Origin of the sequence: Pedobacter sp., assembly GCF_965227205.1 — a bacterium.
GTDB lineage: Bacteria > Bacteroidota > Bacteroidia > Sphingobacteriales > Sphingobacteriaceae > Pedobacter.
On the sequence record NZ_OZ245727.1, the window covers coordinates 959,095 to 985,230 of the forward strand.

Annotated in this window: 24 protein-coding genes; 11 read left to right on the plus strand and 13 right to left on the minus strand. The window is 34.0% G+C overall.

Annotation, left to right across the window (positions count from 1 at the left end):
* Window positions 1–60: 60 nt before the first annotated feature.
* The 7 genes from ccoS to ACO05K_RS04140 all read right to left on the minus strand — a co-directional run bounded on the left by ccoS (window position 61) and on the right by ACO05K_RS04140 (window position 8,636).
* Window positions 61–243 carry a cbb3-type cytochrome oxidase assembly protein CcoS gene (gene ccoS, locus ACO05K_RS04110; RefSeq protein ID WP_421943193.1) on the minus strand — a complete coding sequence of 61 codons (183 nt, stop codon included), beginning with the start codon at window positions 241–243 and terminating at the stop codon, window positions 61–63.
* Window positions 240–2,624, minus strand: coding sequence for a heavy metal translocating P-type ATPase (locus tag ACO05K_RS04115; protein WP_421943194.1), 2,385 nt, complete (start codon window positions 2,622–2,624; stop codon window positions 240–242). Before ACO05K_RS04115 ends, ccoS begins: the two co-directional genes overlap by 4 nt.
* A 34-nt stretch (window positions 2,625–2,658) precedes the next feature.
* The gene (gene hemN / locus ACO05K_RS04120) at window positions 2,659–4,005 is read right to left on the minus strand and encodes an oxygen-independent coproporphyrinogen III oxidase (RefSeq protein WP_421946275.1); all 1,347 of its coding nucleotides are present in this window, start codon (window positions 4,003–4,005) and stop codon (window positions 2,659–2,661) included.
* The gene (locus tag ACO05K_RS04125) at window positions 4,005–4,436 is read right to left on the minus strand and encodes a lactate dehydrogenase (RefSeq protein WP_421943195.1); all 432 of its coding nucleotides are present in this window, start codon (window positions 4,434–4,436) and stop codon (window positions 4,005–4,007) included. The genes hemN and ACO05K_RS04125 overlap by 1 nt, the downstream gene beginning before the upstream one ends.
* 110 nt (window positions 4,437–4,546) lie before the next feature.
* Complete coding sequence (locus ACO05K_RS04130) at window positions 4,547–5,578, minus strand: response regulator (RefSeq protein ID WP_421943196.1); 1,032 nt, start codon at window positions 5,576–5,578, stop codon at window positions 4,547–4,549.
* A 15-nt stretch (window positions 5,579–5,593) separates the two neighbouring features.
* The gene (locus ACO05K_RS04135) at window positions 5,594–6,787 is read right to left on the minus strand and encodes a PAS domain S-box protein (protein WP_421943197.1); all 1,194 of its coding nucleotides are present in this window, start codon (window positions 6,785–6,787) and stop codon (window positions 5,594–5,596) included.
* Between the two features lie 25 nt (window positions 6,788–6,812).
* On the minus strand, window positions 6,813–8,636 hold the full coding sequence (locus ACO05K_RS04140) for a hypothetical protein (protein ID WP_421943198.1): 1,824 nt from the start codon (window positions 8,634–8,636) through the stop codon (window positions 6,813–6,815).
* Window positions 8,637–8,799: 163 nt separating this feature from the next.
* Between ACO05K_RS04140 and ACO05K_RS04145 the strand changes: the two genes are divergently transcribed.
* The 5 genes from ACO05K_RS04145 to ACO05K_RS04165 all read left to right on the plus strand — a co-directional run bounded on the left by ACO05K_RS04145 (window position 8,800) and on the right by ACO05K_RS04165 (window position 13,422).
* Entirely contained in the window at window positions 8,800–9,567 is a 768-nt protein-coding gene (locus ACO05K_RS04145) for an SDR family NAD(P)-dependent oxidoreductase (protein ID WP_421943199.1), read from the plus strand.
* Between the two features lie 96 nt (window positions 9,568–9,663).
* Complete coding sequence (locus tag ACO05K_RS04150) at window positions 9,664–10,053, plus strand: LytR/AlgR family response regulator transcription factor (RefSeq protein WP_421943200.1); 390 nt, start codon at window positions 9,664–9,666, stop codon at window positions 10,051–10,053.
* A 485-nt stretch (window positions 10,054–10,538) separates the two neighbouring features.
* On the plus strand, window positions 10,539–12,323 hold the full coding sequence (locus tag ACO05K_RS04155; protein ID WP_421943201.1) for a histidine kinase: 1,785 nt from the start codon (window positions 10,539–10,541) through the stop codon (window positions 12,321–12,323).
* Between the two features lie 10 nt (window positions 12,324–12,333).
* Window positions 12,334–13,080 (plus strand): LytR/AlgR family response regulator transcription factor, encoded by a 747-nt coding sequence (locus ACO05K_RS04160; RefSeq protein WP_421943202.1) that lies wholly within the window; start codon window positions 12,334–12,336, stop codon window positions 13,078–13,080.
* A 96-nt stretch (window positions 13,081–13,176) separates the two neighbouring features.
* A complete protein-coding gene (locus ACO05K_RS04165; protein ID WP_421943203.1) occupies window positions 13,177–13,422 on the plus strand; it encodes a hypothetical protein in 246 nt (81 codons plus the stop codon).
* Here the strand turns inward: ACO05K_RS04165 and ACO05K_RS04170 are convergent.
* Window positions 13,419–13,649, minus strand: a complete 231-nt coding sequence (locus ACO05K_RS04170) for a hypothetical protein (RefSeq protein WP_421943204.1) — start codon at window positions 13,647–13,649, stop codon at window positions 13,419–13,421. The two genes, ACO05K_RS04165 and ACO05K_RS04170, sit on opposite strands and share 4 nt — an antisense overlap.
* Before the next feature lie 257 nt (window positions 13,650–13,906).
* Here ACO05K_RS04170 and ACO05K_RS04175 point away from each other — a divergent pair, with 257 nt between their 5' ends.
* The 6 genes from ACO05K_RS04175 to ACO05K_RS04200 all read left to right on the plus strand — a co-directional run bounded on the left by ACO05K_RS04175 (window position 13,907) and on the right by ACO05K_RS04200 (window position 22,179).
* A complete protein-coding gene (locus tag ACO05K_RS04175) occupies window positions 13,907–14,197 on the plus strand; it encodes a hypothetical protein (RefSeq protein ID WP_421943205.1) in 291 nt (96 codons plus the stop codon).
* 103 nt (window positions 14,198–14,300) lie between these two features.
* On the plus strand, window positions 14,301–16,715 hold the full coding sequence (locus tag ACO05K_RS04180) for a TonB-dependent receptor (protein ID WP_421943206.1): 2,415 nt from the start codon (window positions 14,301–14,303) through the stop codon (window positions 16,713–16,715).
* Window positions 16,716–16,736: 21 nt separating this feature from the next.
* Entirely contained in the window at window positions 16,737–17,663 is a 927-nt protein-coding gene (locus tag ACO05K_RS04185; RefSeq protein ID WP_421943207.1) for a DUF4625 domain-containing protein, read from the plus strand.
* 55 nt (window positions 17,664–17,718) lie between these two features.
* Window positions 17,719–18,189, plus strand: coding sequence for a DUF4625 domain-containing protein (locus ACO05K_RS04190; RefSeq protein ID WP_421943208.1), 471 nt, complete (start codon window positions 17,719–17,721; stop codon window positions 18,187–18,189).
* Between the two features lie 29 nt (window positions 18,190–18,218).
* Entirely contained in the window at window positions 18,219–19,457 is a 1,239-nt protein-coding gene (locus tag ACO05K_RS04195) for a hypothetical protein (protein ID WP_421943209.1), read from the plus strand.
* A 616-nt stretch (window positions 19,458–20,073) separates the two neighbouring features.
* A complete protein-coding gene (locus ACO05K_RS04200; protein ID WP_421943210.1) occupies window positions 20,074–22,179 on the plus strand; it encodes an FUSC family membrane protein in 2,106 nt (701 codons plus the stop codon).
* A 1-nt stretch (window position 22,180) separates the two neighbouring features.
* On the opposite strand, the gene ACO05K_RS04205 is transcribed toward ACO05K_RS04200, so the two are convergent.
* The 5 genes from ACO05K_RS04205 to ACO05K_RS04225 form a co-directional block, all read right to left on the minus strand.
* The gene (locus ACO05K_RS04205) at window positions 22,181–23,857 is read right to left on the minus strand and encodes a carboxylesterase/lipase family protein (RefSeq protein ID WP_421943211.1); all 1,677 of its coding nucleotides are present in this window, start codon (window positions 23,855–23,857) and stop codon (window positions 22,181–22,183) included.
* 108 nt (window positions 23,858–23,965) lie between these two features.
* Entirely contained in the window at window positions 23,966–24,235 is a 270-nt protein-coding gene (locus tag ACO05K_RS04210; protein ID WP_421943212.1) for a hypothetical protein, read from the minus strand.
* A 54-nt stretch (window positions 24,236–24,289) separates the two neighbouring features.
* Window positions 24,290–24,871 (minus strand): DUF4833 domain-containing protein, encoded by a 582-nt coding sequence (locus tag ACO05K_RS04215; protein WP_421943213.1) that lies wholly within the window; start codon window positions 24,869–24,871, stop codon window positions 24,290–24,292.
* Complete coding sequence (locus tag ACO05K_RS04220) at window positions 24,861–25,346, minus strand: GtrA family protein (RefSeq protein ID WP_421943214.1); 486 nt, start codon at window positions 25,344–25,346, stop codon at window positions 24,861–24,863. Before ACO05K_RS04220 ends, ACO05K_RS04215 begins: the two co-directional genes overlap by 11 nt.
* Window positions 25,324–26,001, minus strand: a complete 678-nt coding sequence (locus ACO05K_RS04225) for a CDP-alcohol phosphatidyltransferase family protein (RefSeq protein ID WP_421943215.1) — start codon at window positions 25,999–26,001, stop codon at window positions 25,324–25,326. The genes ACO05K_RS04220 and ACO05K_RS04225 overlap by 23 nt, the downstream gene beginning before the upstream one ends.
* Window positions 26,002–26,136 lie beyond the last annotated feature (135 nt).

Below are 26,136 nucleotides of genomic sequence, written 5' to 3' on the forward strand. Positions count from 1 at the left end.
ATAGATAAGAAAGGTTTGTTTTGTTTGTATAGCAAATGTATTGGAGTTGGTGCCTCCTAATTATGATGTTGATTGCTTAGAAATGTGATGTTCGTCACTTTTATCTTCATCGTCGAAAAGAATTCTTACGGCTGGAGTGTAAACATCATCGTGCTGACCTGTTTTTGATGCCCAGAAAAATGCCGCCAAAAATATTACAGCCATGAGTACACTGCAGCCAACTAAAAAATATAATATGTTCATAATTTGTTTTTACGGGCGAAAAAATGCGTGGCTATTGATGTAAAAGATATAATAGTAATGGTGCTTATTGGCATTAAAACGGCTGCAATTAATGGATACAAAGTTCCCTGAACGGCATAATAAATACCGACGCAGTTATAGAGAATGGCAATTGCAAAACTTATTTTTACCACCTTTAAACCATCACGACTTAACGCAGCAAAATTTGGCAGCAAACCGATATTCTTTCCTGTTAAAATTGCATCGCAACCGGGTGTAAAATTGTTTATGTTATCAGTAATGGCAATTCCAAAATCACTTTGTTTTAAAGCACCTGCATCATTTAAGCCATCGCCAAGCATAATGACCTTATTGTTTTTCTGCTGTTCCAGTAAAACATACTCTAGTTTTTGGTGCGGATTTCTTTTAAAATTTATCTTCGAATTACGTGGAAATAAGGTTTTAAGGGTAACATATTCCCGGTCTGTATCACCAGATAAGACATGAAGCTTAAAGTTTTTCGCAAGTTTATTTAACAACTCAGGTAAGCCTTCTCGCCATTGTTGCCTTATTTGAAAACAGCCTTTATAATGCTCATCTATAACAATATGAACGCCATTGTTATGAATATTTTTAAGCGTTTTGGGTAGGATAGAAGCATTTCCTAAATATAATTTTCTGTTATGAATAACACCGCTGATGCCTTTTCCTGGTATTTCTATATAATTTGAAACTGGCAAGTAATTAGCGCAAGAAAGGTTTTTTAAAATTTGTTGACTAAGCGGATGAGCTGAATTTCTAACCAAAGATGCAACCAGCATTTGTTCGTGATAATCAAGAAAACCAGTAAATAATAATTCTGAATTATCTGTTGAAGTTAAAGTCCCTGTTTTATCGAAAATTATGGTATTGCAAGCGGCAAACGCTTCAATCGCATCGGTGTTTTTTACATAAAATCCTTTTTTATCAAAAATTGATAAAATTGCAGAGAGCGTAAATGGTGTGCTTAAAGATAACACACAGGGACAAGCCACAATGATAACTGCGGTAAATGCTGCCCAGGCTTTTTGTGTATCACTTTGTAAAAGCCAATAAGTTGTTGCCGAAAAAGCAATTATAAAAACGCCGAGGCTGAAATACTTTGCAACACTATCATTAAAATTTTGCTTTTTTGAATTAGCCTGGTAGTTTTCGTTATTCCATAAACCAGTTAAATAACTTTGAGAAACAGGTTTAATTACTTCAACTTCAATTGCTTCGGCGGTTTGTCGGCCGCCAGCGTAAATTATTTCGCCCAAAACTTTATGGATTGGTTCTGATTCGCCCGTAACAAAACTCATATCCATCCAGGCATCGCCTTTCATTAAAATCGCATCAGCGGGAACAATTTCTCCGTTTCGTATCCATAATCTATCGCCAATGGCTACATTTTCTATCGCAATGGGCGTTTCTTTGCCGTTTTGCAATTTGGTTACTGCAATCGGGAAATATGAACGATAATCTCTATCGAAAGAAATGTGATGATAGGTACGTTGCTTAACCCATTTTCCCATCAAAAGCAAAAAAACTAATCCAGTTAGGGTATCGGCAAAGCCAGGTCCGGCAGCAAAAATTATATCAAAAGCAGTACGCAGAAACAGCACAGCAATAATTAGTGCCAGCGGCGTATCGAGGTTAATTTGTTTGTGTTTTAAACTTGTAATGGCTGATGTAAAATAATCCTTACCACAATAAAACGCAGCAGGGATACAAAATGCCAGATTCAGCCAGCCAAAAAGCTTTTGAAATTGTGCTTCAATTCCATTTAATCCAAAATATTCCGGGAAACTGAAAAGCATAACATTGCCCATTAAAAAACCAGCAACGGCAATTTTTTGAACAAGGGTTTTGTTTATTGTTTTGCTATTCTCTTTTACAACATCCTGCAAACTAATAAGTGGTTCGTAACCGATATCTGCCAAGGTTTCAACAAGCTTTCTAAGCGAAATTTCTTCATGTTTAAAGCTGATGGTAACCTGACGTTTTAAAAAATCGATTCGTGATGAAAAAAATGCATTGTTGATTTTATAAAGATGTTCTAAAAGCCAAATGCAAGAACTACAATGAATTGCAGGAATATAAAAAGTAACAATGCTTGCCTTTTCATGCTGATAGTCCAGTAACTGCGTAATGATAGAAGGTTCTTCTAAATATTCGAAATGACTGTTATTTTGAATTCTCTTACCTGGCGTATCGTTATAGCTGTAGTAATTGCAAAGGTTATTTTCTGATAAAATTTTATAAACTCCTTTACAACCTGCACAGCAAAAATCGTGGTTATCAAGGCCATATCTTAAATTATCAAGCAATTCGCCGCAGTGATAACAAAGCTCATTGGTAGCAATTTCGTTTGGATTTTCCATGTTTGGCTATTTTTTTTGAAAGCTTAATTGACTACTAAATAGCGTTGCTAAACATTTGCGTTGCCGGAGTTTTCTCCCACAAACGCTCATCAAAAGCCATACAGATATTTCTTAAAAAGGGCTTGCCAGCATTGTTAACTATGAGTTTGTTTTCGCTTAACCCAATCAATCCATCGTTTATTAAGGGCACCAGTTTATGATGAACGGGTTTCGAAATCTCATCGATAAAATTGCCCTTACCATTGCACATAATTTCTGTAATCTGCTTGCGAATTTTTAAATCTCTATCAGTTAAAATATGCCCTTTCTCTATTGCGAAGCTGTTGTTGTTAATCTTTTCGAGATAAGATTCTACAGTTTTAGCATTTTGTGCAAAAGCATTTTGGCTATCGCTTATTGATGAAACACCCAAACCAATGAGCAAAGCAGTATATTGATTTGTGTAACCCATAAAGTTTCGGTGTAGGTTATTCTGCTCTAAAGCGATAAATAAACTGTCGGTTTTTTTTGCAAAATGGTCCATCCCGATTTCTTCGAACCCGGCTTCTAGTAATTTGCTTTTACCCAGATTGTACAGCTCAAACTTCATTTCACTGTTGGGTAAATCTTGTTCTGTATATCGCCTTTGTCCGGGTTTTAGCCATGGCACATGTGCATAACTATAAAATGCTATCCTGTCGGGATTTATTCTCATCACATGATTTAATGTTTTTTCCAGACCATTTAAGGTTTGAAATGGAAGGCCATAGATTAAATCAAAGTTTACAGACTGATATCCGATTTTTCGGGCAAGTTTAGTTATAAGTTCAACCTGTAAAGGTGTTTGGTAACGGTTAATCATCCGTTGAACCTTTTCATCAAAATCCTGAATGCCCAAACTTAAACGGCGAAAACCAAGGTTGTAAAGTGTTTGTAAATGTGCTTCGCTGGTATTATCTGGATGTGCCTCAAAAGAAAACTCTGAGTCGACAGTAGGTTCGCTGTTTTCTAAAATGCCTTCTATTAATTTGGATAAATTTTCTGCGCTGAAGAACGTTGGTGTTCCGCCACCTAAATGAAGTTCTTTTATTTTAGGTTTTTCGCCCAAAACATTAACATACATTTGCCATTCTTTGAGCAAAGCTTCGATGTATGGATTTTCTACTTTATGATTTTTAGTTATCCTGGTATTGCAGCCACAATAGGTACACAAACTTTCGCAAAAGGGAAGATGGATGTAGAGACTTATTCCATCGTTCTTACTGTTATCGAAACAATTTTTAACAGAAAAAAGCCATTGCTTGGTATCGAACTTATCTACATCCCATAAAGGAACTGTTGGGTAACTGGTGTAGCGAGGTGCAGCAACATTGTACTTTTTTAGTAATGCTAATGTGTCCATCATCCTTGATTTAATGATTTAGCCACACCACAATTATTCTGGCAACAACAAGCACTTCCAACACATTTTCCGGCTGCCCAATTATCAAGATTTTTGATAACCCGATTCATTCTATCTAACGAATTTTGTCCGTCTTTTAATGGTACGTTGGCTATTTTTAATCCGGCTTTTGCCGCCGATTTTAAATCAAGATGATTGGTTTCGAAGGATGATGTTGCGATATATTTTACACCCAGTTCTTTTAACCTATTTACAATTTGCTCATCAACAATATCATTGTTAAAAACCAAAAGCGTTTCTTTTCCTTCGGCGAATGAAATGGTATCAAAAGAAAGACTATTTGCAATTATCGTAATATCGTGTTTTTTATGATTGGCAAGTACCAAACATTCTTTTTCATCGGGCTTAATGTTGTAAGCGATTGCTTTCATAAACAAATTTTTAGTTCTCAAAACTATCGTTTGTTCATTGCAGCAGCCGTGAGGTCAGTCAGCTAAAAAAGTGATATTAATCAGGAATGGAATATCCTTTTGGCAAGAAATTAATGTTTAATGTTTTTTAACCTGTTTATCGAGCAGATTTTAATGGCATTACCACTCTTTTCAATCAGTTTTTCTTCCTTAAAATCGGCAAGCATTCTACTAACGGTTTCGCTGGCGGTCCCCACAATTGCAGCTAAATCATCTCTTGAGATTTTAATAGTGGATTTGTCATCTGCTATTGAATCAAATTTTTCAGCAACCTGAATTAATGCATCAGCAACGCGTTTACGAACAGAAAAATAAGCTAACTGCAACATCTGGTTTTCTTTATCGCGAATGTTGCCAGAAAGAAGACGAATAAACGCAGCCGACATGGGTTGGTGTTGGTACAAATAATCGGTAAATTCTGTTTTCGGTATCAGGATAATTTCACTATCTGCAAGTGTTGCGGCATTATCCTCGTAAGCGGTTTCTGTAAACAAACTTTCGTAGCCAAAAAAATCTCCAGGCTGATAAAGCGCAGAAGATAATTCGCGTCCATCTTTAAACCTTTTATACGTTTTTACCTGTCCTTTTTTTACGAAGTAAACATGCGTAGGTTGGTCTTCTTCTATGTAAATAATTTGCTTATTAGCTAAAATTCTGGTTTTTCCTTTTTTAATTAAATCGGCAAATAGTGTTTGTGTATCGCTGTTAGGTTGATTAAAATTACCACTGGTAGTCGATTTTTTTAACCTGCCCTCAATTGCATTAAGCAATTCTATATCATCAAATGGTTTGGTTAAATAATCATCAGCACCCATTTCCATGCCTTTGCGCATGTCTGCTCTTTCGCTTTTAGCTGTGATAAAAATAAATGGGATAGAAGCCGTTTGTGGATTTTTATGCAATAGATAAAGCACACCATAACCGTCCAATTCCGGCATCATAATATCACACAAAATAATATCAGGATGGTTTTTTATGGCTAATTCAACACCGATTTTTCCGTTAATGGCAGTAAAAGTTTTATATCCGGCAAGCTCCAAAATTTCTGCTGTGCTTTCGCGAATATCATCGTTATCTTCAATTATTAAAACTTTTTTACTCATGGTAAACTGTAAAAATTATTGGTTTGTAAAAGGAATTTTCAGGCGGATTGTTGTGCCAATATTTTGTGCGCTTTCTAAAGAAACCTCGCCTTGCATTAAAGAAACGTAACGTTTAACAATGTTTAAACCAAGTCCGGTTCCCGGAATACTTCCGGTATTATGTGCTCTAAAAAACGGCTCGAAAAGGTTTTGCTGGTCTACATCAGGAATGCCGATACCATTATCTTTTATTTCGATAAGTAATTCGTTATCCATTAAAATGCTATTAAACTGAATCATCGTATTTTCTCCAGAATATTTTACAGCATTGGAAATTAAATTGATAATGCAGTTTTTTAAAAGATTGCTATCTAAATTTACCTCTGCCGATGTGCCTTTATGTTCGTAAATAATGTGTTGGTCTTGCTTGCTAATCAGCTGCATTTCCTCCACAATTTCTTCAGCAAAGCGAACAACATTAAACCAGGTTGGATTTACCTCAACTCTTCCGGCTTCTAATTTTTCTAGAGATAGAAAATCATTTAAAATTGTGGTAAGGTTGCCCACCGCATTTTTAATTTTTCCGGTATGTTTTTCTATGTTTTCGGTATCGAGTTTTGGAATGTATTTATCAATTAAGGTTGCCGATAATTGTATAGAACTCAAAGGCGTTCTAAATTCGTGAGAAGCCATTGAAACAAACCGGGTTTTTAGCTGGTTCAGTTCTTTTTCCTTCTCAAACAAAGCATTAACGTGTTCCTTTGCCGATTGAAGTTCAGAAACTAGTTTAACTAAATCTTGAGTACGTTCTCTAATTTTATCTTCCAGTTCTTCTGTGTAACTTAAAATACGGGCTTCGTTTTCTTTAAGCTTACTTAAATCGTGAATAAAGCCGGTATAAATTTTTCGGTCGCTAAATTTAACCTCACTAACACCTAAACGAAAAGGAAAGGTAGAACCATCTTTTCTTTGCCCGGTTACTTCTCTACCAATGCCAATAATGCGTTTTTGTCCGGTATCATTGTAATGTTTTATGTAAGAATCGTGTTTTTCTTTATCCGGAGTTGGCATTAAAACCGACACATTTTTGCCAATTAACTCATCGTTCCTAAAGCCAAAAAGCTTAAGCGCTGCGGGATTTACATGTTCGATAATTCCCTTATCATCAATAGTAATAATACCATCAATTGCATTTTCTATAATCGCACTTAATAACCTGGCTCTATCCATATAAATTTTGTTTTGGCTAAAATTTTTATCCAGCCTTGCTGCACAAATTTAATAATTGAGGTGTTAAATTACTCATTTGAATAACTGCTTTTTCAAATAGAAAAACCTGTTCCTTGCTCCATATTTTTAAATCGGCATCGGCTTTTTCTATGCTGCCACGATAATATTCTATTCCTTGCTGAAGCTGATTGTAGAATTTTTTCAAATAATCTATCTTTTTATTGGTTTGAACCATGTTTAAAATACCATTGCCAAAATTTTCAAATTCTTTATTTAAGTATTCGATGTATAATTTTAATTCTTTGGTAAATAAATTTGGCCTGTTAATACCATCAAGCAAATTAATTCTGCCATAGATGTTATCAATCATTTCTTTTAGCGTATATTTCTTTGAAAAATAAGCAAGATTTGGCCCCGGACAAATACTTACCGCTTTACTCTCTTTTGGTTTTAGTAAATTGTATTTGATGTAGGTAGAGCTACACAAACCTTCGCAAAGGCAGATTTTTTCCGTTACGGCTTCAATTTGTTTAGTTAAATCAATTGCGGTTAAGTTTAAAGATTTGAGCGATTTGATCTTTAGGTTTTGATATTTTCTGGATGCAGTACAAATTGGTTCGGTGGTAAATTCTGTATTGCTGCACAAATACTTTTTGGTACACGGACTACCCGGACGGTTTCTAGCAATTCGTTCCTGCCTTTCTATTTCTGCTGTACTTTTTCTGAAATTATTAAATGGTACGCCAAGCGGAGAAGAATTGCTAAGGTAAAAATCGCTTTCAGTTGCAACAACAAGTTGATTCAATGTGTCGTTATCAACGGTTGTTGCTTCGTCAACCAATAAAAATGGGCTTCCCCAACCTGTTGCATCTAAACCATAAGTTTCAATTAAATAATTTTGTTCGGCGGCAGTTCCAATTCCACCTTGCGCTGTTATTCTCTGTTCAGGCAAAAAATCATTATTTATTCCTTTTAAATTTAAAGCACTTCGATAAATTAGAATAAGCTCATTATAAAGTGTTGCTCTGGAATTTTTAAATTCCTGCAAAATTGGTCCGAATAATAAACCTTCTGTTGCAAAAGCATGGCCGCCACAGTTTAAACCCGATTCAATTCTAAATTCGGTAACCCATAAACCTTTTTTTGCGAGCATTTTTGCCTGAACGTTTGTAGACCTGAAATCGCTTACTTTTAAAATGATCTCTTTACTAAATGTTCCGTTTTCAGTTGGATAGAAATCATTAAAAGTTTCTAAATAGCTGTATAACTTAGGGTTTAATCCGGCAGAAATCACCACAGAAGAATTTAGATTGCTATTTGCAAAACCCCTTAAAGCAGCCAACGCATCACTATTTTCAGGACCCGAATTAATACCATTTACGAAATTGATTTTATCAACTTTTGCCATAATGTTAACATCAATTCTGCCCGTTTTAACTTCGTTTCTAAGTTGGTTCTGGAAAGAATTTTTCTTGTCCGCAGATGTTTCGGCTAACATCATATCATAAAATATTTTAACTTGCGATGTTTGAGGTTGTAACTCAAAATACCTGGTAATATCTGTTTCTGGCTCAAATTTTTGCTTCCTGATAACTTCTATTTGCTCATCAACTAATTTTTTAATCAGATTGAGGTAAGCTGTTATTCTTTTAGCACGATAATCGTTGTCGGTTTTGGAAATGGCTATAAAAATCTCATTGTTCTGGTCAGCATGATATTGCCTCATTCTTTCACAAAGTTCATCATCAACAATTGATACGACAGATGAAATGCCAAATTTTGCGACTTTAAAAGGCGTATCAATAGAGTAAGCCAAGCCAAGTACCGGAATATGAAAAGTATGTGCCATTATTAGTTTTGTTGCAAAGGAAATTCATTTTGGTTTTTAAGATTGTGATCAAAGTCATTTTTTGAATTGATGTAGATTATTAATTGATGTTTTGCTTATCAGTCGATTTCATTTAAAACAAAAAAGCTTTGTAAACCTTAATCTTTTAAAGCAATAAAAACATATGAATCGATTTGAAAATAAAACAGTTTTAGTAACAGGAAGCAGTCAGGGAATAGGAGCAGCCTGTGCGTTAAGGTTTGCACGAGAAGGTGCTAACGTAATATTTAACGGGCATAAGTTTGATGAGCGTGGCGAAAAACTCATAGCAGAAGTAAAAGAAATGGGTAGAAAGGCTGTTTTTATTGAAGCAGATATCAGCAGTAAAAAAGGAGTGGAGAAATTAATTGCCGAAGCTGTAAAAGCATTTGGTAGCCTCGATGTTTTAGTTAACAACGCAGGTATGGAAATTAAAAATCCATTTTGGAAAATTACAGAAGAAGAATACGATGATGTAATGAATACGAATTTTAAAGGCTTGTTTTTTGGAATCCAGGCGTTTACAAACCATTGCATTAAACAAAAAATATCAGGTGTAATTGTAAATGTTAGTTCTGTACATGAAGAAATTCCCTTTCCAGGTTATGCTGCCTATTGTGCGAGTAAAGGTGCAGTTAAAATGCTGTGCAGGAATCTGGCTGTTGAACTTGCCGAGTTTAACATCAGAATTAATAATGTTGCTCCGGGAGCAATTGAAACGCCAATAAATAAATCTCTACTGGAGGATAAGAAAAAACTAAACAAGGTGCTGAATAATATTCCCTTAAAACGTTTGGGTAAACCTGAAGATGTTGCCGGAATTGTATCATTTTTAGCTTCTGATGATGCCGCTTACGTAACAGGATCGAGCTATTTTGTAGATGGTGGCTTAACCTGGCAATACGAAGAATAGGATACAAGAATTGTTTTAGACGTTCTGGTTGTATTATTTATTATACTTTTTTAATTATTTCTGAACAATTTCTGTTTTAGAGTGTTTCAATCTTCAATGAAAAACTCTAAATTATATCGCTGCGTTCTTGTGGACGATGATCGGATCTCTATTGATATCCTTACTGGTTATATATCTAAAGTTCCGAAACTTAATATTTTAAGAAGTTATCAATCTGCTTTAGCGGCCATCAATGAAATTGATGTAAATGATGAAATTGACTTTCTTTTTTTAGATATCAGGATGGACATTTCTGGGATAGATGCCGCGAAGGTTTTAAGAGACAAGGTTAAATTTATAATTTTCGTTACTGCTTACGATGAATTTGCACTTAATGCATTTAATGTTGGGGGCGACCAATATTTAGTTAAGCCGGTTTTCTTTCCAAAATTTTTAGAAACCATCAACCAGGTTTTAAAGAGAAATAATGCTGCTATGATTGAATAAATTAACAGAAATATATGTAATAATATAATGGATTTTATTTGATTGGTAGCCGGCTAGTTTTCTAATCCGGTAAAAAATCGTTCGATTAACCCTAAATCTTGTGTTACAATTTCGGTATTGCCTTTCGGTTCCTTATCAAGAGGTAATACTTATGCAAAATTCTTATTAGTTTACCCTTCTTCTTTTTCGTGAATAAAATATTTTAGAAGTCTATCTTTCAAATAAGGACTTTTAAGATGCGAATATGGATTGAAGCCTAACGAATATTCGATAGCCATATTAATTGAGGTTTCCAGTTTCTATATTTAGAAGATATTTGATAAATTGATAATTCAATCTCGTTAATGCGGAATAAGGCAATAAAAACAGCTGTTACTTTTTATATTAGTTTATTTACGTTATTCATAATATCCTGTAATAACAAAAAGAATAATTCTAAAACAAGCGATAATAATAAAGCAATAGTTTCAAAGCAGAAAGACTACTTGAAGCTGATCATTTCTTTTGATACACTTGCTTCTGCTACTGTAAAAAAAATGGTTTATCTCGAAGATAGCTTACTAAATCTGCAAGCTAATCGGGAAGAAAACCCATTTTATCATTATTTCAAAGGAAGAAGATATAATCTAGAAAAGAAACGCGACAGCGCTCTAATTGAATTTGATAAGATGAAAGGCGAAAAAGTAGCCGATGATGTTGAGCTACTTAAAAAATATCATCAATTAGATTTAGCGCTTGGGAATGGTTCTATGGTAGAATCTGTTTTGGTTAAACGCATCTTTTCTTTAATTGAAGATGGTGAACGTACGAAAAGTAAGCTAACTTATCGCTTTTACGATTTATTGGCGAGGGCTTACTATCAAAATCATAACGAAGAAAAATCTTTATTGTACGCCGCACTCTATTTCAAAAACCATCCTTTTAATTCGCACCCAATTGTTAAGCAAAGGTATTTCGATATTTCTTTTCTATTGGCCTCTCGCTTGGGCGATTTTAAAAAAATGGCAAATTATAATCATCAAGCCCGCACTTTAGCCAAAAAATTAAATGATAGTTTGGCAATTGCCCGTACTTATGACAATGAATCGCAAATTTATAGTGCACAAATGCAGCATAATAAGGCGTTGGCATCTAGCAAGATATATTTTAACTACTTAAAGAAAACCAATAACTTAAATGATATTGCTTACAACAACTTAGCAACAGCTTTTAATTTAAATAATCAACCAGATTCTGCCATATTTTATTACAAAGCAGGTATTGCGTTAGAACACAAAGATTTATCTGGTAAACAGAAAAAAATATACTATTTAGGTTTGGTAGATGCTTACAAAGTGAAAGGCGATTTTGTTAAAGCATTTGCAGCTTTAGATTCAGCTCACAGTATCGAATTACGTAATAATAAAGCGATTGAGGCCGTAAAAGTTGCCGAGATGCACGAAAAATATGAAACAGAGAAGAAAGACCAAAATATACTACAGCTAAAAAGCAGAAATCAACTAAATGAGACCATAATTAAACAACAACGTTGGTCGATGTTTTTGATTGTGATTATTTTCATAGCAGCAGTGGCTTTATTTTACATTGTTTACAGGCAACAGCGTTTACGGGAGCGAAATACCTTATTAAAATCTGAAAACCAAAGATTAAACATGGAGCAAAAACTGCTTCAGGTTCAATTAAACCCACATTTTATTTTTAATGCCATTTCTAATTTGCAGAGTTTAGTTGCATCTGGCGATACAACGGAATCTGTTCGTTATCTGCAATCTTTTTCGGGTTTATTGCGTGGCATTTTAGAGCAAAACCGAAAAGATTTTATAGAAATTCAAGAGGAGATAACATCTTTAAATAACTACATACAACTACAGCAAATGCGTTATGCAGGGGTTTTTAATTATGAAATTACTGTTGATAATGAATTAGATATTGATGAGATTCTTATTCCTCCGATGTTAATTCAGCCTTTTGTAGAAAATACAATAGAACATGGATTTAGAAACATTACCTACAAAGGTTTGTTAAAAATTTCTTTTAAAGTTGATGGTGAATCTTTGGTGATTAATATTGATGATAACGGTAGCGGTTTAACAAAAAAGGCCGATGATAAACAGAAAAAACAATCGCTTGCGCAAATTATTTTAAAAGAACGATTCGATTTATTATTTACCTCTCAAGGACAAAAAGCACACTTTAAAGTTGCTGATAAAATAGGAGTTGATGCAAAAGGTGTACTTGTTGAAATTATTATGCCTGTAATAAACAATTAATATGAAAGCTATGAAACTGTATATTCTAGAAGATGAAATTCGAATTTTGCAACACATTTTGCAGATAGTAAATAGAATCGATTACCTTGAAGTTGTTGGTTCCGCTGCCGAAATTGCCGTTGCTGCTAAAGAAATACCAGCTTTAAAACCTGATATTATTTTAGCTGATATTCGATTAAAAGATGGGGATAGTTTTCATCTCTTCCATGAGATTGGTATTAACGATTTTCAGGTTATTTTTTTAACTGCATACGATCAATATGCAATACAAGCACTTAACTTAGGTGCGTTTGGATATTTATTAAAACCTATTGATGAAGTATCGCTTACCGCATTATTAAATAAATGTTTTCACCATAGAGAGCACGAAAAATTTGAGCAACAACAGTTAGCCGTTTCTAGAGATCATTATCTGGCTCAAGGTTTAGGAGCAGCTAAACGCATCGCTTTAAAAAGTGTTGAATATATAGAAGTGGTTGCTATTGAGGATATTATGTTTTGCAAAAGTGATAAAGGATATACCACATTTTATTTAAGCAATGGACGAGAAATTTTAGTTTCAAAAGGATTAAAGGAATACGAAAGTTTATTAACGCCCTTCGGATTTTTAAGGTGCCACCAATCTTTTCTGGTTAATTTTAAATATGTTAAGAAGTACTACAGAGAAGGGTATTTGCAAATGGAAAACAAAGAAAATATTTTGGTATCGAGCAGAAAGAAAGATGAAGTTTTAAGGTATTTAGAAAATATTGCCTAATCAGGTAAAAAAAAAGCACACCGGGTTGTTGTACTTTTTTTGTAAACCATAATTACATAGCTGCGTTTTAATAAGTGTAAAACTTACACGAAGCCTATGAAAGATTTAACAAAAACCGAAACAAGAATAATTAATTTCGATGGAACAATTATTGTTTTAACTGGAGAAAAAGCAAACTCAAAACGCTATGCGGTTAGAATTGATGGGGTTTTTAGTGGTCATTTAGAAAAGCAAGAAAACGAAATTGTTCCAATTTTAGGCAGCAACATTAAAGCCGTTTTCATCGAAAAAATATACGAGGTTTTTAAAACAGGCAAAAGTACTGCTGTAAATTGGGGTTAAGCACTTTTAGCAGTTCCAAGAGTTTCGGTTATTCTGTAGAGCAACTCCTCATTAATTGAGTGTTCTTCTGATAGTTGCCAAACGCCTGATATATGTTCAAGGTATCCGCGAAAAGCACTGTCTACCAATATTCGAAACTTCATTGGATTTTCTTTTTCCCTGTTAATTACTATTGTTTGATCGCCTAAAATCAAAATTCTGGTTTCTGTGCTTTTATCGCTAAACATATATTTAGTCAGTCTTAAATTTTTTATTTGTTGTGTTGAATCGAATAACAGCACTATCTAAAATATGTTCTTAATATTTTTGTTACAAAAAGTCTGCACAGTGCATCATAACGCAACATTTTGATGTGTTTTATAAATCCAATTATCAAATAAATAATATTTTTTTTGGATGATGAGATTTTTAAATGCAATTTTGTTGCGATTTGAAAACTAAGGAAACATCTATATCAATTTTTGTAGGAAAAATACTTTCACTAATGCTTGTGGTAGTTTTTTTCTCGATGATTGCCATTCAAAGTTTTCATCATCACCAAAATACTACTCATGGTAACGATTCTCGTTATAAAACCACATTAAGCAAATCAGAACATTGTAAAGTCTGCGATCATTTTGTTCACCACAAAAGTCCGGCTTTAATGCAAGATTTTATCTTTTCAGAGCTAAAGGTAAATGTTCTTCAACCTGTAAAAGGTGGCTTACATTTACTTGGCAATTACTCAGCCATTGTTCATTCCTTTACCAATAAAGGGCCGCCAGTAAAGGCGTAACAATTCTTTTGCCCTAAATCAGGGTTTTTTAACAATCATTTACTATCCGTTCGGTAGCAAAATCTATTGAATTTCGTTACCTCTTGTCGGTCAATTTTTTACAATGAAGAAAATCTGCCTGCTGTTTATCAGTTTGTTAGGCTATTCTGCACTTTTTGCTCAAAGCTTTTATTTATCCGGAAAAACGGTTGATGCTCTTGGAAAATCGATTTCTAATGCATCCATAACCGTTGTCGAAACTGGAAGAACAATTCAATCTGATAATAACGGAATTTTTGCTTTTACGAACATCCCAAAAGGGAAATATGAATTTGTAATAACTCATACCGGCTATCAAAAAATGCATAAAATGATTTCAGTTTCTCAAGATTCTACATCATTTACATTGGTACTTAAACCAAAAATTATGCAATTGGCAGAAGTAGAGATAAGAGAAAACTTTGCCGAAAAAAGAGAGCAAGAAGAATCGATGAATGTTGAAACTGTAAAACGTGATTTTATTCTGAAAAATTTAGGCGGAAGCCTGATGAAATCTTTAGAAAGACTTCCTGGTGTTAAAACGATAGGTATTGGCAGCGGGCAATCTAAACCATTAATAAGAGGAATGGGTTTTAATAGGGTTGTAGTAGTAGATAAAGGCATGAAGCACGAAGGGCAACAATGGGGTGCAGATCATGGTTTAGAAATCGACCAATATGCTACTCGCGAAGTTGAAATTATAAAAGGAGCAGCATCTTTTGTTTATGGTTCTGATGCTATTGCAGGCATTATTGATACAAAGCCGCCATTACTTCCTTCAGCTAACTCTTTTGGCGGAAGTGTTGATTTAACCGGTAAAACCAACAACGCATTTTATGGTACTTCGGTAAATCTATATGGAAGAAATAAGCATTGGTTTTTTGATTCGAGGCTAACTTATCAAAATTATGGAGATTATAATGTGCCTACAGATTCGGTATATGTTTACGATTATGCGGTTGCGTTAAAAGATGGCTTTCTAAGAAATACTGCCGGCAGAGAAACTGATTTGCATTTGAGTACAGGATACGTAAATGAAAAATTTCGCTCGGTTTTTTACTTCAGCAACATCAATAATAAAAGTGGATTTTTTGCAAATGCCCACGGTTTAGAACCAAGAAGGGTAGATGCAGCTTTGCATGATGCTTCTTCTAGAGATATTTTGATGCCGAGCCAACAGGTTAACCATTTTAAAATTATTAACCGAACTGATTTTCAGGCTGGAATACATCAGTTTAAAATTGATTTAGGTTTTCAACACAATTTCCGCCAGGAATTTAGTCCATACGTAAACCATGGTTACATGCCACCGATTTACCCATCGAACCGTAATGTGCCATCTAATTTGGAAAGAGAATTTGATAAACGTGTTTACGCAGCAAACTTTAAAGATTTAATAAGCTTTGGAAAACACGAATTAAATTTCGGCCTGAATACAGAATATCAGGACAATAAAATTAGCGGTTGGAGTTTTTTAGTTCCGGCTTTTAGGCAGTTTACACAAGGCGCTTTTATTTACGATAAATTCAAAATCAGCGATGAAATTTTATTACATGGAGCCATAAGGTATGATTTTGGAAACATTTCTATGGATAGATACGATGATTGGTTTTTATCTCCAGTTGCGGTCAATAGTATGGAAACCAATCAATATTTAACCAGAGCGAACGATTTAACAAGGAATTTCAATAGCCTTGTTTACTCACTCGGAATGAATTTCAACAGAGAAAAATTCTCGATTAAATGGAATTTGGGTAAGAGTTTTAGAATGCCAATCGCCAAAGAATTGGGCGCAAATGGTGTAAACTATCACTATTTCAGCTACGAAAAGGGGAATCAAAATTTATCTCCAGAAGTTTCTTATCAAGCCGATTTAGGCTTAAGCTATAAAACTGAGCATTTATCAATCGGTTTTAGTCCTTTTTACAACTATTTTCCGAATTACATCTACTTAAATCCAACAGCCTTTCACGATTATGATTATGGTGCCGGAAATCAGGTTTTCGAATATTCGCAAAGCGAAGTGATGCGCTATGGTGCAGAGTTTCAAATCAAGGCAAAGCTTGTTAAAAATCTATCTGTAGAAGCTTTGGCAGAATATCTTTTTGCCAAACAACTTTCTGGAGATAAGAAAGGTTATGTATTGCCGTTTTCTCCACCACCATCTGTTCTGTTCAATTTATCTTACAGTAAAGATTTTGGTTCAACGTTTAAAGAAAGCTATATATCAATCGATTATCGCTTAACATCGCGGCAAAATAATATTGTTCCGCCAGAGAAAAAGACTGATGGATACGGCATTATTAATATGCAAGCCGGTACAAAAATCGATGTCGGTGGAAGGGCAATCTCGATAAACCTTCAAGCCCAAAATCTTCTTGATAAAAAATACCTTAACCACACAAGTTTTTACAGGTTAATTGAATTACCTGAGGCTGGACGTAACCTGATTCTATCCGTAAACATTCCATTTTCTATCAATAAAAACAACTCAAATTAATTTACCCTATAGAATAATCGTATGAAAACAAAAAAAACGCTATTGGCAATTTTATTACTCATAAGTATTATAAGTGCTTGTAAAAAAGATGATAATTCGAAACCTAAATCTGCTACAATTGAAAATCTGGAAATAGGATTAAATAATAATGAAATCGGCATTATTGGTAAAGATTTTCATTTTAATGCTGATGTTTTGGCTGGTGATAAACTTGAAACCATTGAGGTTAAAATTTTACCCAAAAGCGGTGAAACCTATTTAAAGCCTTGGAATTTTGAAATAGTTTGGGACCAATACAAAGGAGCGAAAAACGCCAACGTGCACAAGCATTTTTCTATACCAAATGATGCAGCAGAAGGTAAGTACGATTTTGTAATTATTGTTAACGAACAAGATGGTAGAAAACTGGAAGTAAAAAAATCAATTACCATTTATAGCGAAGCAAATGCGCCTGTTAATCCAACAGCAAGTATTTTTAATGTATTTGCAAATAATGCTCGCTTTTATCGCAATGGTAACTTCATTATCAATGGTTCAAAACTTAAAAAAGGCGATTTAATAAATGCTCAGGTTACAATTTCAAGTGTGCAAGGTGATGGTAAAATGTACTTGCTCTTTATAAACAAGAAGTTTAATCATCGCCCTGAATCAATAGATAAAATAGATTTTACAAAAGCTATTGTTTATGATGTTGTAGAGCATAAAGGTTGGACAAAAACCGATTTTTTCTCAAACTCAACTTTCGATTTGGTTACGAATACAACTACACGAAACTGGCCAAATATGACTATTGGCAGTACTCAGGATAATAATTTGCCGACACCAAATGCAGTTAGCGGCACAAAAAACTGGGAAACTGGTACTTATTATTTTGGCGTCGTTTATAAAAACTCTACTTATAACATCAGTTTTTATCAATACATCGAAATACCTATAGAAATTAATTAATTCAAAACCGGTTGGCTAAGCGCTGACTTTAAATCATTTATCAAATCATTTATTTATGAAAAAACAAATCGCAATTTTTTGCCTTGGCTGTGCCTTGCTCATTTCTTCCTGTAAAAAGGAAACTGAAGAAATTGACACGACTTATCCTGTAATCGATGTAAACGCTGCAACGGCATTTCCTAAACAGTGTAGCGTAATAAAAAGGGGGGAGAAATTTGTATTCAGAGCAGCCTTTAGTGATAACGTAGAATTAGGTTCATCAAGCATCGATATTCACCATAATTTCGACCACCATTCGCACAGTACCGAAGTTAATGAATGTAACATGGAGCTGGTTAAAAGTCCGGTTAAACCATTTTTACTTATCAAAACATTCAATATTCCATCAGGACAGAGAAGCTTTAACATCAATGAAGAAATAATTGTTCCGGCAGATATCGACCCAGGCGATTACCACTTTCTAATTCGCTTAACAGATAAAGCGGGATGGCAAAGTATTAAAGGCATCAGCATAAAAATTCAATAATTAATCATTCACATCATAAAAATCAAATCATGTTAAACAACTATTTTAAAAAAGCGACATTACTTTTTGTTATTGCGGCATCTTTTGCGGCTTGTAAAAAAGACAATAATGAACCAGAACCTGAAAAAACAGATGCAGCCAAAGAATTTAAATTTGTCCGCGTTCTCGTGGCTGATGAATTATCAAGCAAATTAACTCAAATTGACCCATTCAAGGCTGCGGTTACTTCGTTTGATGCTAAATTTCCTTTAGCAAACCTTTACGGAACTGCAGGTGGAAGATATGCCACAGTTTTATATCAAAGCCAAAACCTTGTTGAGGTTTTTGATAGCGGATTGGCGAGCCACACTGACCATGTAGACATTGCTGGTTTACCAAAATGGGCTTCAATTACTTCAACAGGATTAAAACCAACGCACTTTAAAAGTGTAAAAGATGAGTCTTTAATTTTTAATGATGCTGACGGAACTTTAAGTTTAGGAAAGGAAGCTGATTTTAATACTTCAGGTGCAAAGTTTAAAACCATAAATGCAGGATTGTTAGCACATCATGGTGCTATGGCTAATTTTGATAATGGAACAATCGCGGTTACAACTACTGCTACAGCTGGTGCGTCACCGACTAAAGCAATAATTATTGATAAAGAAGGAAGAACAATCCACCAATCGAAAGTTGATTTTGGAGCTATTCATGGTAATGCAAGTGATGGAATTAATGCAGTTTTTGGTGGGTTTACAAGTTCAGCAGCAACTGCTGGTGGCGTTTTGGTTGTAAATTCTTCTGGTAGTCAAAAGGTAATTGCAAACCCTGATGGTTTTGGTGCATTTCGTTTAGCAACTATTTTGTATGCTGATGCAGCTGATAAATTTATTGGTTATGTTGCAACTAAAGGTGCTTATGCGATTGATATCGTTAATAATAAAATTACGCCGATTTACGCAGGAGCAGATGCGTTTCAATGTAAGGTAGATTATGCAGGTAAAAACCTATTAATTTTAACATTAGATGGTAAGCTGAGAGTTTATGAATTAGCAACAGGCAGACTTGTGAAAGAAGGAACAGTAATTTCTGCAGTAACTGCTACAGATACTTATAAGCCTGTTTTAGAAGCAACCTCTAAATTTGCTTACATCGCTTTGCCCGCAAGTGGAGAAGTTGCACAGATAAGCCTAACTGATTTTAGTGCGGTAACAAAACACAAAGTTTCAGCTCGTCCGGTTAAATTAGCTCTTTTCGGCTTTGAAACCAGCGCTGGCCACAACGATTAATCATAAATTAAATCATCTTGAAAAGCCACTGAAATAATTTTCAGTGGCTTTTTTAAAACTTTTTTATGTAATTGTGGTTATGAGATATAAATTCTCTAAATATGTCAAGGCGTAACTCACAATTTCAAAAGCTAACTATCGAAAGACCGAAGGATAAATTATCCTTTATTTGGCCGCTAAGCTTAATCATTTTATTAATAACCTTAACTTATCTATTCGGACCAGATAGTTATTCTTTTTGGTTGGCGCAGTAAGCATATTAAAAAGAAAAATCACAACCATTACTAATTAACTTTTCTTTACTTTTTTACCACATTTTAGGCATTCATAGGTTTTTAATACTAATGCTCCATGTTTAGATTGTCCGCGATAAATGGTTGGATCTGTTGTTTCTTTTAATTGTAGGTGTTTGCAAAGGATTCTTTTGAGCATTGTTAATTCTAATCTTATTCTAATGTTTGGTTTTGGGTGGCGAAATTAAAATAATTAAGCAAAATATAAGCTCGGTTTGTAATAAAAATCATTCACTTCAAAAAATAATTAAGGAGTAAAAAAATAATCAAGTTAATATTTAATGACACTTAAGTATTACTTTTGTGCCATAAAATCAATCTTTTTGGATTCTAACCAACAAAAATCTTTCGGTCTCAATATTATTTATTTCTTTTTAGGCGAGTATTTTTCTGATGCATTGAGAAATACAGTTACAATCGTTTTGCCGATAATAATATTTTATTGGCTTAAGCAACCCGAACTTGCATCGGGAATAGGAGTGGGTGCTTTATTGGTTAGCTTAACAGATTTTCCAGATAATAAATTCAATAAATTTAGAACAGCGCTTTATGGTATTGTTGTATTTTTCCTCACAACAATAATTGTTTCGCTCTCTTTATCTTCTAATTTATTACTCGCAACAGTTATGACGCTGGCTTCATTTGGTTTTTCGTTGTTTGCAGTATATGGCAATCGGATTAGCATAATTGGTACAATGGCACTTGTAGTTTGCTGTTTTGTGATGGGGCTTCATCCAAAAAATCCTTTTCATTTTAGCTTTTACATGCTTATTGGTGGCGTTTGGTATTACATAATAAGCCTTTTACAAATTTTAATTTTTCCTTATCGCTCTTTAAACCATGCCATTTTTGAATGCATAATGAGCAGTGCGGTATTTTTAAAAGCAAAAGCGAGCAATTACAACGTTAACGTACCTTTCGATGCATCACAAAAAGAAATTATTAAACTCCACATTAAAGTAAATCAGAAACATGAGCTTATTCGGAATTTGCTGTTAACGGATAAACAAGCTATGTCTCCCGATAATAAAAACGGGCAGATTTTATTGGGAAGAGCTTTGCTATTAATTGATTTGTACGAACAATTAAATGCAGTGCATTATGATTATGGACGCGTACGAGAGGTTTTGAAAGAATCTTCGCTAGATTTAATGACGAAGCTTTTGAATTTACTGGCGTTTGAGCTAGAAGATTTGGCAAGAAATGTAAAGACAATTAAACCTTATTCTGATGATTATTCAAATCATAATTACAACAATTTAATCGAATTAATAAAAGGAGAAGAAGAAAATGCTACTTCAAATCAAAAAAATATTCTATCGCAATTTGTAGCCAACACTGATGCAGTGGTTCATATTCTAAAATTAATAAGACAACATACTACTGCAAGAAATTTACAGGCAGAAAATTTAGGTTCTGTGCTTAATTACCCAGCCTTTGTAACAGTAGATAAATCTACACTAAAACATCATTTGTCTTTTAAATCGCCGTTTTTTAGGTTTTCTGTAAGGCTTGCATTATGCTTTCTTTTTGGGTTTTTGTTAATCAGTCAACTATCATTAAGTAAATACAGTTATTGGTTGTTTTTAACTTTAGTAATCGTTGCACGGCCGAAATTTACGGTTACCTGGCGCAGAAATTTGCAGCGTTTATCGGGTAGTTTGGGTGGCATTATTGTAGGTTTAGCCTTAATTTATTTTATAAAAAATCCTGCGATTTTGTTATCCTTATCCGTGTTTTTCTTACTAGGTTTCTTTTCTTTTAACAGGATAAATTATACCATAAGTGTTTTGTTTATTACACCAGCTGTTATTTTAACGTTAGGAAGCTATCACGGGCATTTCGATCATATTATTCAGGAGCGGATTTTATTTACAATTTTGGGTTGTTTAATCGCTGTTTTAGCATCAGTTTTATTCCCGATATGGGATAGCAAACAACTTCGCGATAAAATTTACCAGGCAATTAATTTCACTAAAACATATTTAGTAAGCACAGCTGATATATCTAAAAATAACGATAAAGAAACATTGTTAAGGGTGGCAAGAAAAGATGCTAATATGAGTTTATCAGCGCTTTCTGAAGGTATAGATTCTGCAAGCCAGGAGCCATTTAGAAAAAGGGGAGACCTAAATTCTTTTTATAGTATCCAATTAATTATTTATCAGATTAATGCCCTAATTACATCATTAAGTATTTTTGATAAAGGTGTATCAATTTACGAGCAGGAAATGATTTCAAGAATATTAGAAAACCTAAAAATAGTTGATAATGATTTGCAACAAAAAGTTGTTAATGACGAGGTTTATGAGTTTAATCAACAAAAGAATTTACCAGAGAAAAAGCTCGAACACATCTTATTATTATCAGAAAAATTTAAACTAAGCTATAAAGGTTTGATGGGGCAATCATTAACTTCAGAATTATAAATTAATCGGCTACGCCAATTTTTTGAAGGAGTAAAAATCTAGCTCTAGCGGTGTCAATTTCTGCCTCAACCTTACTTTGCACACCTATTTTCATAAATTTTGTGGTATTTCCAGACTGAATTTCCGGCCATTTTTCTAAAGATAATCCACTTTGTGTTTTACCATTAGGATTAGCATATTTTATAAAATTTACAAAATAACCTTGCATTTGGTTTGAAACAATACGATCCTCGGGTTTCCAGGCATAATTATCCTGCACTTCTAAATTACCCAAAGCATATTCTATTTCTGCCGCATGAAATGCAGAACCAGTAATGGCTTTATTTATTAATCTTTTTAATATTTTCTGAAAAAAACTACCATCATTCATCGCTTGCGATGTTAAACCAGGATGAGGTTGTGCAAAAAGATATCGGTACACCGGAGCTGTTTTTTTCTTTGCATGTAATTCGGCAAGTTGCCATGAACCATAATTTATAAGCCAATCGCTGCCTAATTTTGAGCCGGCAATTTTAGCCTCGGCTTTTGTATTTACCGGATAATAATTCAAAAGCATATCTGCTTTGTCTCCGTAAATTTTTCTTACCCTCTTCTCGAAATTTTCGGGTGTAGCACGTTTTAATCTATAAAAAGCTAAAGATGGTACTTCATCTGCATTCCAGCCAACCAATAAGGGTACATTAGCTTGTTTGCCTTCTTCGAAAGTTTTTAGGGGAAATTCCTTAAGGAAATATCCATCAACCGTAGGTTTAAATCTCCTCGGGTCGTTTTTTGATGCGATTTTCAAGAGTTTCTTTTCGTCAATTAACCTCATTTCATCAATTGATGAAGTTTTAGTCAGTTCAGAAAATTCTATCCCTAATTTTTCTGCTGATGCTTTTGATTTAATTAAACCTCTTGAATCGAGTAGTGAACTGCTTTGTGCAATTGCAGCCGAAAAAAGTCCTCTTGATAATGGCGATGTCATGTGTGCACTGATGGATTGCGCACCAACAGATTCTCCGCCAATGGTTATATTATTTGGGTCGCCTCCAAAAGCTGAGATATTTTCTTTAATCCATTTTAGTGCAGCAACCTGGTCTAAAAGCCCATAGTTTCCAGATGCTCCATTTGCAGATTCCTTACTTAAATCAGGATGTGCTAAAAATCCAAAAACACCTAATCTATAATTAATTGAGATGTAAACCACACCTTGTTTAGCCATGCTTTCTCCATCGTATGCAGGTTGCGAACCATCTCCGTGGATGAAAGAACCACCATGTATAAAAACATAAACGGGTCTTTTTTCTTCTGATGAATTTGCCGACGTCCAAATATTGAGGTACAAACAATCTTCGCTCATTTTTTCAGACCTAAACTCGTACAAAATACCCGATTTTTGAACCGGACGGGGACCAAAGTTAATGGCCTCTTTAACACCAGTCCAATTAGCCAAAACTTGTGGAGCTTTCCATCTTAAATTCCCGACAGGTGGGGCAGCGTACGGAACTCCTTTAAAAGTATGAACGCCACTTTTTAAAGTTCTACCTTCTAGCTTTCCATTTGCCGTGGCTACTAAAACTCCGTGTATTTTATTTTTAGATGATTGAGCGTTGGATGCTTCAGAAAAAGAAACAAGAAGTGTAAGAAAGAGAATTTTAACCGCAGTACGAAACATAATTTTTTGGAGGAATTTCATATTATATTTCAAATATAAGCAATCTAATATCTTAATATTAAGAAGCTTAAATTATGGTCTAAATTTTACAAAACCCTAATTTTAAATATGATACAAATTATTTGCAGCCTAATTACAAACCCTTTTTGTGTTTTTGGTTATCACATCGTAAATCTCTTTTGCAATATCAGTTTCTGCAAGTTTGGTAATTATTGCATAAACAGGATTGATGATTATCGAAACCAAGTTTTCGTTTTCCGTTTCAATATTTAAAGTTTTCTTATCAGCACTGAAAACTGTTCTAACATGAAATAAATCTGTAGAAATTAGTTCCATTTCGTGTAGGTAGTTATTAACTGATTTGTTAAATGGGATATAGATATACTCTTTGCTTGCCATAATTTTTTATACGTAACTCAATTAACAACAGTTTTTAAAAAAGGTTGCAATTATTTACTTTATGGAAATTTTTTCGGTTACATTTTTGCCTGTAGCCAACTCAATACCTTCAACCAAAGCATATTTCACATTTGGCAACCAAAACGAGCCGCCTTCAATTCGAACAAAAAGTCTATTAATCGATATTGTTTTCCCATTTACTGTTACTGTAACCTGATATTTCTTCTCAGAGTTGGTTTGACTGAGATATAATGGTAAAGATTTATAAGATACAAAGCGAATTTCAAACTTGTTTTTGCTTAATTCTTTTGTAGTTAATCCATAAGCAAACTTCCGCTGAATGTAGCCTAATTCCTTTTTTTCTCCTTTTTCAGTATACCGAATCCAATAGATTGAAATTGGTTTTTCCTTATTAATATCTCCAGTTTTGTTAGTGTTTACAGCATATATTAAAGTGTTGATATTAGGATCTCTTTGCAAATAGAATAGCATATTTTCTATTTTGCCCGGGTTTGGAAAGGTTAATGGAGAAGGATCAGCAATCTGAGCCGAAAGCTTCTCGCTTACAATTAACAATAGTAAAAATGCAAATAGAACAAGGAATTTATATTTTGATGATGTCTTTTTATTCTTCATCCATCTGGTATTTAAGCTGATTTAATTCAATTTTTTCTTTTTTTTCGTTTGAAGATGAAAGATTTTTGAAAACCCAATACCTCATCATTGGATAGTTAAATCCATAGGAAACTAAAAGATCAATAATTACGCGACCGATTCTGTAATCGATATTAACCAGGCGATGTAAAATATACGTTCCGGAAGATTTTAAAGTTATGCTAATAATTACCACGCTAAAAAACCTAATGAACTGGTTTGGTGGCGAAACAACATAACCAACCTGATTTTTAAAAGCCCATAACCTGTTAATATAAAAATTAACAATACCACCAATTGTACCCGAAATTAAGATGGAAATTGTGAAATGAATATGAACGATTTCAGTAAGAAAAATCATGATTCCATAATCGGTAATTCCACCAGAAAAAGCAGAAACCTGAGCTTTTAGGAAAGTTTTAACTTCCTTGCGGTTAATCTTTCTTACGCTCCTCATTGTCTCGTTTATTTCCTGTTTCGAGTAATTTCCAGGTATCTACAACATTTACAAGAAGCAACGTGATTGTAATTGCAATCGCTGAATAATTTATAGAACCATTAAAAATGATTTCCAAGATTAAAATCAAAGCGATAATTACACGAAGTTCTGTCGGCCCAACCAAGCCAGAGTCTATTTGATAACTTCCAGTTATTTTGTAGCGAAGCAGCGCAATAATTATAGACCAGCCATAAAATACAACGAATAGAAAAGCAAGTATTTTGTAGGGTTCTGATGCATAAAAATAATATCCCAAACCGATTAAAATGATACTTAACCAGTCCATAATAATGTCCAAAGCAAAACCATACCATTTTCTGGCAATGTTCCGATAATAAGCCAACCTTCCATCTAAAGAATCGCCAATCCAATTAATGAACAAGCCTAAAATTCCAAGCAATAAAAAAAGTGGTTCTTGTTTTTTAGCAAGGATAAACGCTGCCAATACAACTACAGAACCAAACATTCCTACAGCAGTCATTAGGTTTGGTGTTACAAACTTGGGCACAATTTTCAACAAAAATTGAATTGCAGGTTGTTCTAAAGCTTTTAAGATATTGGTTCTTTTTCGATCGCCAAATATTTTTTCCCGGTCTGATTTTTCTTTTTCCATTCAGTTAGTTAGCTCCGCTTAAGCATATAAACAAACAGGGTAAAGTAATGGTTGTTGGGCGAAATACTTTAATAAAAGTTCTTTTTGGAAATTCACGAAGATTACCAAACCGTTTCAGTTTACCTGTTCTTGCTA